This window comes from Gemmatimonas sp. (genome assembly GCF_036405635.1).
GTDB lineage: Bacteria > Gemmatimonadota > Gemmatimonadetes > Gemmatimonadales > Gemmatimonadaceae > Gemmatimonas.
This window is the reverse complement of sequence record NZ_DASWXE010000229.1, coordinates 1-15720: the sequence shown is the minus strand read 5'-3', so window position 1 is coordinate 15720 and position 15720 is coordinate 1. Positions and strand designations below refer to the sequence as shown.

Genomic DNA, 15720 nt, shown 5'->3' with positions numbered 1-15720 from the left:
ACGGATCACGCAGAAACGCGCGGAAACAACATGGATCAAACAACTTCAAAGTTGTTGTTGCAGTATCCTGTTGTTTCCGCGCGTTTCCGTGTGATCCGTGGCAAAACTGTTGTCTGACTGCAGTCAGCGTTCCTGCCGCTGCACCGAATCCCGGTGGGCGGCAATGATCCGGCTGATCGCCAGCTTGAGATCGGCGCCAGACGCCACGTAGACCGAATCGAAGCGGTCGAGGCGATCAGCATACACACGACGCGCCAACAGCACCGCGTTGTCGAGTACAACACGGCTGGGCCAGCCGGGCGGATATCCGAGCAGTTGCGGCCCGACGGAGTCCACGAGTCGGCGCTGCGCGCGCGCATACACGGAATCGCGCGCTGTGATGCGATCGGCGGTGGCCGAATCGGGAAGAGCCGCAAAGACGCTGTCTACCTGACGGGCCGTGCTTCCCCAGAAGGCGCCGAGCACGAGATCGTCATGCCAGTCCTCCTGCGCGCGGCGCAGCAGCACCGAGTCGCCACGCGCGCGGAAGAAGTGCTCGGCGCCACGCCCGCCAACAAAGGATGCGAAGGTCTCGTTGAAGGAGACCTTCCCCTTGGCGAAATAGGTGTTGTGCAGGAGTTCGTGCAGCACCGTGTTGACGAGCGTCACAGAGTCCTGACGCACGGTCGTGCTCACCAGGGGATCATTGAACCAACCCAGGGTACTGAACGCGCTGGACGGCCCAATGCTGACGTCGAACCCCTCGGCGCGTAGTTGGGCGGCGGTTTTCCGGGCCTCGTCAAAGTCGAAGAAGCCCTTGTAGGGGAAGCTGCCCACTACCGGGAAGGACCACGTCTTGAGCTTGAGGCGATCCCGATAGGCCGCCGAAACGACCAGCACCAGGGTGTCGCGATCGAGCTTCGAGAAGGTGGTGAAGCTCTCCTTCGCATCGAGACCCAATGAATCGATGGCGAACTGTCGGGCCGCGAGCACCAGCGCCAGCTTCGCGCGCAAGACCCGCTCGGTGTTGTCGCGTACGACCAGCCGCTCGATCGGCTGACGGCGAGCCAGGATGCGCGCCTCCTCGTACGCCGCGCGCGAGATGTAGCAGCCCATGGGCGTGAGCGTCAGCAGCACCACCAGCGTCGCCACCAAGCCACCGGCAATTCGCCGGGCCCAGCGCCGCCATGTGCCACGTCTCGTTCCTGACAAGTCCTGCCGTCCCTCAACCCGCTGCGATATCATTCGGTATCCATGTCGTTCGTCCACCTGCACTGCCACTCCGAGTATTCGCTCCTAGACGGCGCGAATCGCATCGATGATCTGATCAAGCGCGCGCAGCATTACGAAATGCCCGCGCTCGCGATCACAGATCACGGTAACATGCACGCCGCCTGGGAGTTCCAGGAGAAGGCCAAGAAGGCGGGCATCAAGCCCATCCTCGGGATGGAAGCCTATGTGGCGCCGGGTGACCGCCGCCAGCGAGGCCGTCCCGCGCCCGGGGTGAAGCCGTACTACCACCTCGTACTGCTGGCCCGCGACATCGTGGGCTACCGCAATCTCGTCAAGCTCACCTCCCTCGGGTACACCGAAGGCTTCTACACGAAGCCCCGCATCGACCGGGAGTTGCTGGCGCAGTATTCGGAGGGGCTGATCGTGTCATCGGCGTGTCTGGCCGGTGAAGTGGCGTCGCACCTCATGGAGGACCGTCTCGACCAGGCGCGCGAGGCCGCGGCGTGGTATGCGGAGCTGTTCAAGGGTCGGTATCACCTCGAGGTGCAGGCGCACACCAGCGAAGGGCAGTCGATCCTCAACGCGAAGATCCTGTCGCTCGCCGACGAACTGAGCCTGCCGGTGGTGGCCACGAACGACGCGCACTTCCTCAAGCATGAGGATCACGACGCGCACGACGTGCTGCTGTGCATCGGACTCGGCAAGGATCGCAACGACCGCGATCGCATGAAGTACGACGATGGGTTGTACTTCAAGGCGCCCGACGAGATCCGCTCGTTCTTCCCGGGCCGCGAGGATGTGCTCACGAACACACTGGCCATCGCCGATGCGGTGGACGTGCAGTTCGCGAAGAAGTACTACGTACCGTCGTTCCCGTTGCCCGAAGGTGTGGCCACTGAGAACGACATGCTCGTGCAGATCGCCACCGAAGGCGCCAAGGAGCGCTACGGCGATCCGCTGCCGGCCAACGTCCAGGAACGCCTCGACTACGAACTCGGCGTCATCACGAAGACCGGCTACTCCGGCTACTTCCTGATCACCGCCGACTTCATCAAGGCTGCGCGCGATCGTGGCATCCCAGTGGGCCCCGGCCGCGGCTCGGCGGCGGGTTCGCTCGTCGCATATGCGACGCGGATCACCGACGTGTGCCCGCTCGAGTTCGACCTGCTGTTCGAACGCTTCCTCAACCCCGAACGCGTGTCCATGCCCGACGTGGACGTGGACTTCTGCTTCGAGCGGCGCGGGGAAGTGATCGAGTACGTGCGGCAGAAGTACGGCAAGGACAGCGTCGGGCAGATCGTCACGTTCGGAACCATGAAGTCGCGCGCCGCCATCAAGGATGTCGGTCGCACCTTGGGCTTCACGCCGGCGGAGACCGACTCGCTGGCCAAGCTGATCCCGAACGCACCGAACTTCTCGCTGACCGTCAAGGAAGCCATCGAGCAGGTGCCCGAGGTGAAGTCGTTCTATCAGAACGACGAGCGCTATCGGCAGTTGCTCGACTTTGCGGTCAAGCTTGAAGGTCTGTCACGACATACCGGCGTGCACGCCGCCGGCGTCGTGATCGCACCGGGTCCGCTCGACGAGTTCGTGCCCATCTGCACGCAGGCGTCCAAGGGCGCCGGCAGCGACGGCGACGAACGGGTCATCGTCACGCAGTACGACATGACGGCGCTCGAAAAGGCCGGCATGCTCAAGATGGACTTCCTCGGCCTCACCACGCTCACCGTCATCACCGACACGCTCCGCAACATCAAGGAGCGACTCGGCAAGGACGTGGTGCTCGAAGAGCGCGGCTTCACCGACGAAGAGACGTACCGCGTGCTGCGTGCCGGTCGTACCGGCGGCGTGTTCCAGTTCGAATCGCCGCTGGCCACCGACGTGCTCAAGCGCATGCGCTGCGACCGATTCGATGACTTGGTGGCGTCGAATGCACTGTTGCGTCCCGGTCCGCTCGATGCCGGCATGCACAACGTGTACATCCGGCGTAAGCGCGGCGAAGAGCCCACCGTGTACGCGCTGCCGGAGCTCGAGCCGATTCTGTCCAACACCTATGGCGTCATCACCTATCAGGAACAGGTGATGCGTATTGCCCAGGTGTTGGCGGGCATCTCGCTGGCCGAAGCCGACGTGCTGCGAAAGGCCGTGGGCAAGAAGGACGCGGAGCTCATCAAGAAGGAGCTCGGCAAGTTCACCGAAAAGGCGATCGGTCGCGGTTACGACAAGAAGATCATCGAGGAACTCGCCGGGCAGATCGAAACGTTTGGTCGCTACGGCTTCAACAAGAGTCACTCGGTGGCGTACTCGGTGGTCGCATACCACACCGCGTACCTCAAGACGCACTATCCGGCCGAGTTCATGGCCGCGCTGCTGTCGTCGAACATCGGGAAGACCGAAGAAGTCATCAAGTACATCGCCGAAGCGCGCGAAATGGGCATTGAAGTGCTGGCTCCCGATGTGAACGAGTCGGGCTGGCGCTTCACGGTCATCGGCGACAAGCGCATTCGTTTTGGTCTGGGCGCCATCCGCAACGTGGGCAAGGGCGCAATCGACTCCCTGCTCGCGGCGCGCGGCGAAGGCCCCTTCCCCACCCTGCACGACCTGTGTGGCCGCGTGGACCTGCGCCTCTGCAACAAGCGCGTGTTCGAAGCGTTGGTGGCGGCGGGCGCGTGCGATACGCTGGGCGGACATCGGGCGCAGCTGCTCGCAGGGCTCGACCACGCCATCAGCGAGGCCGCGCTCCAGCAGGAAGAGGCCGAGCGCGGCCAAGGCTCCCTGTTCGGCGACCTGATGGGCGACGCGCCCACCAGCGGAGGGACCAGCAGCCGGCAGGCCGCGGCGCTTCCCAACATCCCGCACTGGGCAGAAAGCGAGCGCCTGCAGCGCGAAAAGGAGCTGCTCGGGTTCTACATTTCGGGGCACCCACTCGAGCCACACCGAACAGAGTGCGAACTCTTTGCCACCCATACCGTGTCGCAGCTCGGCACCTGGGTCTCCGAGGCGGTGACCATCGGTGTGGTGGTGACGGCGATCCGGAAACAGATCTCCAAGCGCACCGGAGCGGAGTTTGCCCGGTTGACAGTGGAGGATTTTTCCGGATCTTCTGAGGTGCTGGTCTTTCCGGAGGCGTGGGGGGTGATTGCCGAACGCGTCCGCCCCGACGTGCCACTGCTGCTCAAGGGTGGCTACTCGCGGAAGGATCAGGACGTCGAAAACGCCACGTTCATCGTGAATGAGGTCACGCGCTTTGCCGAGCTGCGGGCCAGCGGTGATGTGGCGGTGGCCATCGATCTGGGCGTGAGCCTCGATCTGCCGCCGGCGATGATGGAAGATGTGCGTGCCAAGGTGGAGTCCCATGAAGGGTCTGCACCGCTCGAAGTGCGATGGCTGGATGGCAACGGCAAGCAGGTCCGTTTCCGATCCAAGTCACTCAGGGTCACGGCATCTCCGGCAATTCTCTCGGATCTTCGCGCGCTGCTTGGCGCCGACCGTGTGCGCCTCGTGCGCACCGGTGGCTGACGAGCGCGGCGTCACCTTTTCAGGACGATTATGGCTGCTGCCCCGGTTCTCGAGTTCGAGCGCCCCATTGCGGAGCTCGAAAAGCAGATCGAGGAGCTGAAGCGACTCGCTGCGGACCGCTCGCTGGATGTGGCGGAAGAGCTGGCCCCGCTGCAGCGCAAGCTTGGCGACCTTCGGGTCCAAATCTACCAGAACCTCACGCCGCTGCAGCGCGTGCAGGTCGCGCGTATGTCACGACGTCCGTTCACGTCGGACTACATCAAGTACGCGTTCACCGACTTCATCGAGCTGCACGGCGACCGCCTTTTCCGTGAGGACGCGGCGATCCTTGCCGGCTGGGCGCGCCTCGATGGCGAGACCGTCATGCTCATCGGGCACGAACGCGGCCGCGACACGAAGGAGAACCTCAAGCGCAACTTCGGGATGCCGCATCCCGAGGGCTATCGCAAGGCGCTCCGTCTCATGAAGCTGGCCGAGAAGTTCCAGGTGCCCGTGCTCACGTTTATCGACACGCCGGGCGCATGGCCGGGCCTGGGTGCGGAGGAACGCGGCCAGAGCGAAGCCATTGCACGCAACCTGCTCGAGATGAGCCAGCTGCAGGTGCCCATCATCGCCACCATCATCGGCGAAGGTGGATCTGGTGGTGCGCTCGCGCTGGGGGTGGCCGACCGGGTGCTGATGTTCGAGAACTCGGTCTACTCCACCATCTCGGTGGAAGGCTGCGCGGCCATTCTGTGGAAGGACGGCAAGAGCCAGGAGATGCGCGAGAAGGCGGCAACCGCCCTGCGCGTCACCGCTGCCGACCTCGTGGAGCTGCGCGTCGTCGATGAAGTGATTCAGGAGCCGGTGGGCGGCGCTCACGCCGACCATGTGGCCACGGCACGCTCGCTGCGTGAGACGCTCGCCCGCAACCTCGAGGAGCTCCGTCGCCTCAAGCCGGACAAGCTCGTCCGCCGCCGGCGCGAGAAGTTCCTGCGCATGGGGCAGTTCACCGAGTGAACACAGCGCCCGGCGCGTGGTAGGAACTCCCGTGGCTCATCTCATCGAAGTTGCGTTCCGCGGAAACCGAAAGGAGTTCTTTTCCTGGGACGGCGAGACACCACCTCCGCTCAAGGCGGGGGTGATTGTCGACGCCGACCGGGGCGAGGACTTTGGTCGTGTGCATTCCACCGGTGAGCTCGCCGATATCCGTTGCCGCGGCTGTGCTCATGGATGTGGATCGACCCCGCCTCCGCGTCGTGCGCTGCGTCTGGCGACGCGGGAGGACGAGATCGCCGACCGGTCGCTCACTGCGGAGAACGAACAGGCCCGTCGCGGCGCCATGGAGCGCGTGAAAGCGAACGGTCTCGTGATGAAGCTGACGGACGCCGAGTGGCAGTGGGACCGCCGCAAGCTGACGATCTACTTCACTGCCGAGCGCCGGGTGGATTTCCGCGCCCTGGTGCGGGACCTGGCATCGATGTTCAAGACGCGCATCGAGCTCAAGCAGATCGGCGTGCGCGATGAGGCCAAGCGCCTGTCGGGCGTGGGACGCTGCGGCCGTGAGTATTGCTCGTCGTCCTGGCTGCCCGACCTGCGCCCGGTGAACCTTGGCGTCGCCAAGGACCAGCGGCTCTCGCTCAATCCGCAGCAGATCTCTGGCGCGTGCGGTCGCTTGATGTGCTGCCTGCGCTATGAGCACGAGTTCTATGTGCTCAGCCGCCGCAAATTTCCGAAGGAAGGGAAAATCCTCACCACGACCCGTGGCGAAGAGAAGGTCATATCCTGCGACATCTTCCACGAGCGTGTGACCTTGCGCACCTCGGAAGGCGATTCGCGGGTGTTGTCCCTCGAGGAACTGCGGGCCGAGGTGGACGGGTACGATGCGGCCACGCTCTCGACGACCATGGAGCATCAGTCGCCCTTTGCGTCGGGAACGATGGACGCCGGCACCGCCTCCATGCTCGATACGCAGGAGTTCGAGACGGTCGTCCTCTCCTCACCGGATTTTGGCGAGCGGGCGGTGGCGGAGCGCATGCCGCCAGTTTCCCGCATGCCAGCCGCCGCTCCCCAGCCGGCGATCGAGCCCAAGCCTGCCGATCTCCCGGAACCGATCGGCACCGGGGTGGCCAGTGATACGGTCGTTGCGGACGACCAGGGCAGCGCAGGGGAAGAATCCGCCACCGACACCGCCGAGGGGCCGAAGCGAAAGCGCCGGCGTGGCCGGCGTGGTGGTCGACGGTTGCGGGCGGCCGAAGAGCGTCGCCGGGCCGAGTCGGGTGGAGAGGGCGGCGATGACCCGAATGCAGACGATGAGCACGGCGAGGAAGGCGACGATTAGCTTTGGGGCATGTCTCGCTTCTACCTGACGACCGCCATCGACTACGCCAACGGTGACCCGCACCTTGGCCACGCCCTCGAAAAAATCGGCGCGGATGTAATCGCCCGATATCGCCGTCTCTGCGGCGATGACGTCCACTTGCTCATCGGCATGGACGAACACGGTCAGAAGGTGCAGCAGACCGCCGCCAAGGATGGTGTGGCCCCACAGGCCTTTACCGACACCATTGCGGCCCGCTTTCAGGGCATGTGGTCACGCCTGGGCATCGGGTATGACCAATTCATCCGCACCACCGAGGCGCATCACAAGCTCGGTGTGCAGACGCTCATTCGCCGCATCGCCGAGCGCAATCCGGAAGACTTCTACGAGCGCTCCTACACCGGCATGTACTGCGTGGGTTGTGAGTCGTTCAAGCAGGATGCGGATATCGTCGAGGGGAAGTGCGTGTTGCACCCCACGCGCACACTGGAAGAAGTGGAAGAGCGCAACTGGTTCTTCCGCCTGTCCAAGTATCAGGGCTTTCTGCAAGACATGCTGGCCGCGAATCCGTCGTTTATCGAACCCTCCAGTCGTCGCAACGAGATTCTCGGCTTGCTTGCACAGGGCCTGGAGGACATTTCGGCATCGCGTGCGCGTCTCGACTGGGCCGTGCCTTTCCCGCTCGTGTTGTCCAATGGCGAGACGCAGGGCACCTACGTGTGGTTCGACGCATTGCCCAACTACCTCACGGCCACCGGATTTCCGGACGAAGGCTACGAGCAGCGCTGGCCAGCCGATCTGCATATCATCGGCAAGGACATCACACGCTTCCACGTGGTGATCTGGCCGGCCATGCTGCAAGCCGCAGGATTGCCGCTGCCGAAGCAGGTGTGGGCCCACGGCTTTGTGCAGCTTGGTGGGGAACGCTTCTCCAAGAGCGCGGGCGTGAAGCTCGATCTTGGTGAAGCGGTCGATCGCTTCGGCGCCGATGCGTTTCGCTATGTGCTTTTGCGTGAAGTGCCGTTCGATGGCGACGGTAACTTCTCGTGGGAACGGTTCGAGGAGCGATACACCGCCGATCTGGCCAATGCATTTGGCAACCTCGCGAGTCGCGCGATGGCGATGGTGGAGAAGTACTTCGGCGGTGTCGTGCCCACCGCGGCGGTGCCGGACGCGGAGCAGGGCGACGCCGAAGAAGTGGCCGAATACCATCGCGCCATGCATGGCGAGGAGGGGTGGCAGTTGCACGAAGGGCTTGCCGCTGTGGGCCGCCTAACGGCTCGCGCCAACGAATACGCCGCGGCAACGGCTCCGTGGACGGTGGCCAAGGACGAATCGCGACGTGCCGAGCTCGAAGTGATTCTGGCCTCGCTGATTCGTCGCATTGCCAGACAGACCGTCTTGCTTGCGCCGTTCATGCCCGTGAAGTCCGAGCAGGTGTGGCGTCAGTTGGGCGCGCCGGGTGAGGTGGCGTCACAGCGGTTCGACCAACTGGACGCACTGGATGTGGCGGGCTGGCAAGTGAGCAAGGGCGAACCCCTGTTTCCGCGCCCCCAGCCGCAGCCCACGGCCTGACGCGAGCGAGGGACCGGCGGGGTATTGGTTCCGACGCTCCGACCGGCCATTCGTCACGATCCTGCGCCTCGTGCGCAGGATGTGACGGACCTGCATGAGATTGTGACAGGGCACTGTTTCGTCGTGCGAATGGGGTGACAGAATCGGCGTTGCAACCGCCGCCCATAATCGTTCTCGTGGTGTGCAGCCACCACCGGAGAACGCTGTCATGCCGCATCTGTCGAATCGCCAAGCCATCTCGCCGTTGAACCCGTCACGCCGTGTCGTACGCGCGCGCCGGGGTTTTGCGCTGGAGATGGTGCTTCTCATCCTCGTGATGTTTTCCGTGATCGTGCTCGCGGGCCTCTCGGCCGTGACCACGATCTCGCGCACATCCAATGCCGACTACCGCGGTGCCCGCGTGAGTTATGCCTCGGAGGGTGGAGCCGACGACATCATGTCGCAGCTCGACGCCGCGATGCAGGACGGCATCATCAATGGCGAAGACATCTCGTCGATCGAAACGCCGATCATTCCCGGCTACGAAATCACGCAGACCACCCAGACCACCGGCGTGCCGATCTCGCGTACGATCACGTCGGGGCCGTTTGCGGGTCTCTACTCGCTCAACCAACCCATCGACATTCGCGTGACCGCCAAGGACTCATCGGGCAATCGTGCGATGTCCGTGCTGTCGGTGAACGCGCAGACGATTCCGCTGTTTCAGTTCGGCGTGTTCTACGAGGAAGATCTCGAAATCCTGCCTGGTCAGGTCATGAACTTCGCCGGCTGGGTGCACACGAACGGCAATCTCTACCTGTCGTCGAACAGTGTCACGTTCCAGTCGAACCTGACCACGCCCGACAGCATGTTCTGGAACCGTAAGAACGCGAATGATCGCCTGAACGGTGTGAGCATCAACAACAACGCCGGCACGGCCGTGAAGCTCGACTTCGATTCGCGCAGCCTCTCCGGACCGGCCTTCAAGACACGTTCGGAGCAGAAGTTCAACGGCCGCCTGATGACCAGTGCTCATGGTGTGCGCCCGCTCAAGCTGCCGTTGCCGGTGAACCTGCCGCCCGTGACGCTCGTGCTGCCCAAGAACGGCGGTGACGATCCGATGGTGCAGGACGTGAAGATGGCCTGGAAGGCGGACTGGTACTTCCAGATCAACGCGGCCAGCCTCGCCAGCGCGACACCAACGACGCTGTGCAGCACGCTCATGTCGCAGGTGCGCTCAAGCGGCCTCACAGTGCCGTCGGCCGCAGCCTGCCGCCGGATCTTCAAGCCGAAGGCCAATGCGTTCTACGACGGCCGCGAAGATCTGCGAGTAGACCTGATCGACGTGTACGTGGACAGCCTGCGTATCTGGAGTGACTCGGCTCCGACCACGCGCGCGCCGCGCATCATGTACTTCGAGATCAACAATACCAACACCAACGCCGGCAACGATTATGTCGCGGTACGCCTGCGTGGCGGGCAGCAGCTGCCGAAGTCACGCGTGGCCTCAGACACCGGTGGCCTGACCATCGCCACCGATCGTCCGATGTACGTGCTGGGCGACTACAACACCACCGTGTGGCGCCCGGCGGCCATCATGGGGGATGCGGTGACGTTCCTGTCGAATCCGCCGGCGGGCAACCCCGGCATGCTGTACACCACCGCGATCACCCCAAGTTCGGCCCGGTGCACGAGCTCTGCCAATCCGAGCGCCTGGTGTGACACGCTCCAGTACAACTACGCCAAGCGTCAGGCCAGCGGCAGTACCGTGAATGCCGCCATTCTTGCCGGGCACTCGGCAACGACCTGCGACTACGCACGCGCCGGTTGCAGCTCACCAAACTACGGTGGCGGCCTAGAGAACTTCCCCCGGTTCCTGGAGTCGTGGGGCAGCGCCGTGTTCCGCTACACAGGATCCCTCGTGTCCCTGTTCCAAAGCCGATACTCCACCGGATTGTGGGGCAATACGATCGGCGGCGGTGCGTACTATGACGCACCCACACGACAGTGGAGCTTCGACGTGAATTTCCGGTTCCCCGAGCGACTGCCGCCTGGCACGCCATCGGTGGGCACCGTGCTACAAACAGCCTTCCGTCCCCTCTACTGAGGGATTGACCATGCCCGTTTCGAATCCTCGTCGCCGCAGCGGCTTCACGCTCATCGAGCTGATCGCCGTCGTCACCATCGTCGGTGCCGTCATGTCCATCTTCGCGCCGCGTTTCCGCATTGCGCGCAGCACGGAGCTGCAACTGGCCGGCATGCAGATGGCGCAGGACATCGATGTAACCCGCACGCGTGCGCTGTCCACGCGCCTGCTGACCCGTGTGGCATTCAACAACGCCACGCGACAGTATGGCGGCTACCTGGATCATGACGGAAATGGCACGGTGGCGCAGACGGCCGCGGAGTGGCAGGCGCTGCGCGGATTCGGCGAGCGTCCGTTGCCAAAGGGGATCTCCTTCGGGCGCGGCGCGGCACCGGGTCTGCCCGACGATGCAAGCAGCTCGGCCATCACGTTCACCAATTCCCGCGTGGAGTTCGACTCCCGTGGTTTGGTGACGCCGGCGAACACCTCCGGAGTGGTGTACCTCACCGCCGATGTGGAACCGAAGGCCGTCGTGGCCATTTCGGTGGCGCCATCCGGCAACACACGATTCTGGACCTGGAGTCCAGAGAAAGGTTGGAGATAATGCGCCCATCCATGTCGTCGACACGCCGCCGGATCGGAGCCACATCGGCCTCGCCGTCGGCTCCCACCCCCCGGGTGCGTAGCGGTTTCACGCTCATCTCGATGATCGTGGCCGTGACGTTGCTGACGGTGGGCCTGTTGTCGCTCGCCGGTGCGAACTCACAGACCATCGTGCTGCAGACCATCTCGCAGAATCGCACGAATGCGATCGCGATCGCCCGCGCCTATGTGGAGCAGGTGCGTACACGCGATCCCTGGCTGCTCAAGACGGAACCGGTCGCTCGCCTGAACAGTGAGGGCGCCACGGTGGCCAACGGCCCGTATGTGCGCACCATGACCGTGACGGAAGTGCGTCAGAACCTCATTCGCATCGAGGTGCGGGTGGATTTCCCGCGCGGCAACAAACCGGTGCTGCTCACCACGATGATGTTCCGTGGCAACGGCCTGTCTGGAGAAGCCTGATGCAATCCCGTCGCTATCCGCAGGTGAGCCGCGCCCGCCGCGGTTTCTCACTCGCCGAAATCCTCATCTCGATGACGGTCGCCATGGTGGTCATCGCCGGCGCCACATCGTTCTCCATGCAGAGCTGGAAGACGCGCCGCAACTGGACGTTGCGCGAAACCGTCGACCGTGATGCCCGCTTCGTCGGCCTGTCACTTGCGCGTGATGTACAGGAAGCCGGCATCGCCATGACCAGCACGCCCGTGTTCGCGTCGATGGACACACGCGGTGACACGATCTCGGTGCTCTCGGTGCCGTTCCTGCCGAATGAGGCGGTGGTGTACCCGATCTACAATGACGGTGACACGCTGCCCACCTATCCGGCCGGTGGCACCTGTGGCGCGACCTGCATCGACTTCCAGAAGGTGGGCGGTACCTACGAACTGGTAGCCGGTGACCTGGTGAAGCTACAGGTCGGTTCCACACGGCGCTTGCTCATGCTCACGTCGGTGGCGAATCGCTCCACCACGCTCTTCCGCGTCAACTTCCTGAATGTGAAGACGTTGGCCGGGCGACCGTCCGGGCTCGACAGTCTGCGTCTGATGCGCTCCGGCTCGTCCATCCAGAAGCTGAACATCTACATGTACTGGCGGGATGCCGCAAAGCAGCAGCTGATGCGGGCAGAAAAGCTCAACACGAGCGGCGTGCCGGTTGGTGCGGTGATGGCCAATCAGGTGGAGCAGTTTCAGGCCCGTCTGCTGTTCGTGACCGGCACCGAGCATCCGACATACAGCGGCGTGGATGCGGACACCACCAACGATGGCAACGACATCATTGGCATGAAGGTGCGGGCCAAGATCAAGAGCCAACGCAGTGACCCGGCCGTGAACGACGGTGTACCAGTGTCACGATGGTATGAATGGAAGATGGCCCCGCGAAACCTGCTCTACGAGAAGAATCGCATGTAAGCGATGCAGGAAAACGAAACGGCCCCCGGTGCTTGCTCTGCACCGGGGGCCGTTTGTTCTGAGCGGCAACTACTTGGAGAAGTCGACCGTTGGCGCGGCGCGCGAAGCGGCGTCGGTCACTTCGAAGTACGTCCGCGGCTTGGCGCCCGTGACCTTCGCAGTCAACACCGCCGGAAACTTGCGGATGTACTCGTTGTACTGCCGCACGGCGCCATTGTAGTCGGTGCGCGAGACCGCAATGCGATTCTCGGTGCCCGTCAGCTCATCCTGCAGTTGCAGGAAGTTCGCGTTGGACTTGAGCTCGGGGTACGCCTCGATGGCGATGCTGAGGCGACCCAGCGCGCCCGTGAGCTGCTGGTTGGCGTTCGCGAGTTCGGCCGGATCGGAACCACCGGGCTTCTGCAGCGCCCCGACCAGCCCGGCACGGGCCTGAGTCACCTGCGTGAGCACCGACTCTTCCTGCTTCGCAAACCCCTTCACGGTGTTCACGAGGTTCGGGATGAGGTCTGCGCGACGCTGCAACTGGGCATCAATGTTCTGCTTGGCCTGTGCCGCCTGTTCATCGTAGCTCTGGATGGTGTTGTAGCCGCAGGCGCCGGTGGACAGCGTGAGCGGCAACACCAGGGCGAGACGCGCGACCGTGCGCATGGCACGGCGGCGGGATGTCTGCAGGAACGCAAAGGTCATCGGAGTGCTCCTTGGGAGTTGGTCGTGCACAAAGAATATGTTCAGCGCCCTTCGAGCGCATCGAGATACCGGACCAGCATCGCCATACCGGCGAGATAGCCTTCGAGCACGGATTCGACGTCGGACGTGGCCAGCGCCACGCCACGACGCAGGGCCGCGGCCTGCTGATACGGCTCCGGGTCGAAGCCGCAGCGCTTGCTCACCGCGTCGATCACCTGCGGTGCGTCCTTGGGTGGAACTTCGCCGTCGAGCCGCAGCACCGCCCGGAAAATCACCAGCAGCGTGCTCACACTCTGCCGCAGCAGATCGCGCTGGCGCTCGGCATCGGTGCCAGCCACCATCACGCCGCGACGCAGCCGCAACAACTTGCCCATGGCCTCCTGCTCCACCTGCAGACGCAGGTCGGCGCGCCGCACTGACACGCCATCGAGCGGCAGCACACCCGTGAGCACACGATGGCGCTCGAGGATGTCGGCGTACTCCATCGGAAAGATGTCCGATGATGAGCGCCACTCGAATGTCGTCAGCTCCAGCACCGGCGGATTGCCCGCCTCCTGCCACGCCCGCATCGTCTGCCCCAGAGCTCGCATATGCGAGAGCGGCAGCGACTCGGCCAGCACCATGACGTTGAAGTCCGAGTGACCCGCAATCTCTTCGCCGCTGGCCGCCGAGCCGTACAGGACGACGGCTTGCAGCGCGTTGCCATGCACCTGGCGCAACTGCTGCACCAGATCGTCGAGCGTCATCCCCTTACCAGTTCGAGCCACCGCCACCTCCGCTGAATCCACCGCCACCGCCGAAGCCACCAAAACCACCACCACCGCCACCAAACCCACCGCCGCCCCAGCCGCCGTGGCGCGGCCCGCCGATCATGGGGCCGGGAATCGGGAGCGGAATACACCCCACACATCCACGCCGCCGACCATTCATCGAACTCACCACGATCACGATGATGACAATCAGCACGATGGTCGCAAACGGCGATTCACCATCGTCGTTGCGCTGCCGTGCGCGCTGCGGCTGCGGTAGCCCCTCAAGCGTGACGCCGAACGCACGGGCGTAGCGATCGGCCACCTGTGCCGACAGCTGCACGAGTGCACCGGAATAGTCCCGCGCCTGAAAGAGCGGCGTCATGGAGCGGCACAGCGCACCCGCCGTGGCATCGGTGATGAAGCCTTCGGCACCCTGCCCCGTCTCGATGCGGCAGTACCCGCGCCCATCGCTGGAAGTCTCCTTGGGTACCAGCAGGATGATCACGCCCGCATTGCGCGCCGCGTCCCCCACCTGGGCGTTGGAGCCGACCTTCCATTCGCGGCCGAGGCGCAGGGACACCTCTTCCACCGGGCGTCCGCCAAGATCCCGCAGGGTGACGACCACCATGTCCCCCTTGGTGGCCACCTGCACGCGCTGGGCAAGCGATTCGATCTGGGCTGCGGCTTCGGGAGTCAGGACACCCGCAAAGTCGTTGACATAGCCGACAGGCTGCGGCAGGGCCGTCTGGGCGACCACAGGCCCACCCCACGGCAGCAACAGCATCGCAGCCGTAGCCAGCCGACTGCACATCCGGCGAAGAGAGTTCATCACCATGAGAAGATATCGTCCATACGTCCCTGACACCGCGCCGGTGTCAGAAGTTCGCCTTTCATAGGTGTTCTGACGGCATTCCCGGCAATTTCGGGGCATCGCGCCCGGCAATCCGGGCGTCCCCCTGCGGGCACGAGCTCCTTCCGCTAGGCTTCAGGGATGTCCCCGACCCGCCGCCTGACCGTGTTGGCCCTGATGGCCGGCACCCTGTCGTTCCTGACCAGTGCCTGTGACCGGGCCGGCCCCGGCGACGGCAAACAAGCGCCTGCCGCGCAGGCCCCCACGACGGGCGCCAGCAACACCGGCGCGACCACCACCTCCACGGGCCTCACCCCGACCGGCGCCGACTCTTCGCTTACCCTGCGTGCCGATGCCGGGCGCCTGTTGGGCACCGGTGCGATGTGGGTGGTCATGATCTCCGACTATCAGTGTCCGTACTGCAAGAGCTGGCACGATTCGTCGATGGCGAAGCTCGAGCGCGACTACATCAATACCGGGAAGATCCGGTTTGCGTACCTGCACCTGCCGCTGGAATCGATTCATCCGCATGCCCGGGCCGAGTCCGAAGCGGCGATGTGCGCCGGTGTGCAGGGCAAGTTCTGGCCGTACTCGAACTCGCTGTTTGCCGCGCAGCGCACCGTGGGGACGATGAACGATGTCTCGCCGTTGCTCACGCGCATCGCACGCGAGCAGTCGCTGGACATGGCGCAGTTCGATGCCTGCCGAAAGTCGCCCGCTATTCGCTCGCTGGTACAGGCCGACATCCA

13 protein-coding genes are annotated in these 15720 nt (G+C 64.2%); 9 read left to right on the top strand and 4 right to left on the bottom strand.

The genetic code is table 11. The annotated features are described in order from the left end of the window. Positions 1-123: 123 nt before the first annotated feature. Complete coding sequence (locus tag VGE27_RS18075; RefSeq protein ID WP_331051080.1) at positions 124-1131, bottom strand: aminopeptidase; 1008 nt, start codon at positions 1129-1131, stop codon at positions 124-126. A 102-nt stretch (positions 1132-1233) separates the two neighbouring features. On the opposite strand from VGE27_RS18075, the gene dnaE reads away from it, so the two are divergent. From dnaE to VGE27_RS18035, 8 genes are all read left to right on the top strand, one after another. Further along, positions 1234-4731 carry a DNA polymerase III subunit alpha gene (gene dnaE / locus VGE27_RS18070; protein WP_331051079.1) on the top strand — a complete coding sequence of 1166 codons (3498 nt, stop codon included), beginning with the start codon at positions 1234-1236 and terminating at the stop codon, positions 4729-4731. Between the two features lie 30 nt (positions 4732-4761). Then, positions 4762-5730, top strand: a complete 969-nt coding sequence (locus tag VGE27_RS18065) for an acetyl-CoA carboxylase carboxyltransferase subunit alpha (RefSeq protein ID WP_331051078.1) — start codon at positions 4762-4764, stop codon at positions 5728-5730. Between the two features lie 31 nt (positions 5731-5761). Further along, complete coding sequence (locus VGE27_RS18060) at positions 5762-7051, top strand: regulatory iron-sulfur-containing complex subunit RicT (RefSeq protein WP_331051077.1); 1290 nt, start codon at positions 5762-5764, stop codon at positions 7049-7051. Between the two features lie 9 nt (positions 7052-7060). After that, positions 7061-8605: a methionine--tRNA ligase gene (locus tag VGE27_RS18055; RefSeq protein WP_331051076.1), complete on the top strand. Its 1545-nt coding sequence runs from the start codon at positions 7061-7063 to the stop codon at positions 8603-8605. Between the two features lie 208 nt (positions 8606-8813). Beyond that, a complete protein-coding gene (locus tag VGE27_RS18050; protein ID WP_331051075.1) occupies positions 8814-10691 on the top strand; it encodes a hypothetical protein in 1878 nt (625 codons plus the stop codon). Between the two features lie 10 nt (positions 10692-10701). Then, positions 10702-11274 carry a type II secretion system protein gene (locus tag VGE27_RS18045; protein ID WP_331051074.1) on the top strand — a complete coding sequence of 191 codons (573 nt, stop codon included), beginning with the start codon at positions 10702-10704 and terminating at the stop codon, positions 11272-11274. An 11-nt stretch (positions 11275-11285) separates the two neighbouring features. Then, the gene (locus VGE27_RS18040) at positions 11286-11735 is read left to right on the top strand and encodes a type IV pilus modification PilV family protein (protein ID WP_331051073.1); all 450 of its coding nucleotides are present in this window, start codon (positions 11286-11288) and stop codon (positions 11733-11735) included. Further along, positions 11735-12682, top strand: coding sequence for a PilW family protein (locus tag VGE27_RS18035; RefSeq protein ID WP_331051072.1), 948 nt, complete (start codon positions 11735-11737; stop codon positions 12680-12682). The genes VGE27_RS18040 and VGE27_RS18035 overlap by 1 nt, the downstream gene beginning before the upstream one ends. Before the next feature lie 69 nt (positions 12683-12751). Here the strand turns inward: VGE27_RS18035 and VGE27_RS18030 are convergent, their stop codons facing one another. From VGE27_RS18030 to VGE27_RS18020, 3 genes are read right to left on the bottom strand one after another with little or no spacing between them, the layout of a single operon-like run. Beyond that, complete coding sequence (locus VGE27_RS18030; RefSeq protein WP_331051071.1) at positions 12752-13369, bottom strand: LemA family protein; 618 nt, start codon at positions 13367-13369, stop codon at positions 12752-12754. Positions 13370-13410: 41 nt separating this feature from the next. Continuing rightward, a complete protein-coding gene (locus VGE27_RS18025; protein ID WP_331051070.1) occupies positions 13411-14136 on the bottom strand; it encodes a hypothetical protein in 726 nt (241 codons plus the stop codon). Then, positions 14120-14950 carry a TPM domain-containing protein gene (locus VGE27_RS18020; RefSeq protein WP_331051069.1) on the bottom strand — a complete coding sequence of 277 codons (831 nt, stop codon included), beginning with the start codon at positions 14948-14950 and terminating at the stop codon, positions 14120-14122. The genes VGE27_RS18025 and VGE27_RS18020 overlap by 17 nt, the downstream gene beginning before the upstream one ends. Before the next feature lie 162 nt (positions 14951-15112). Between VGE27_RS18020 and VGE27_RS18015 the strand changes: the two genes are divergently transcribed. Then, the coding region (locus VGE27_RS18015; RefSeq protein WP_331051068.1) for a DsbA family protein at positions 15113-15720 on the top strand (608 nt) is incomplete at its 3' end.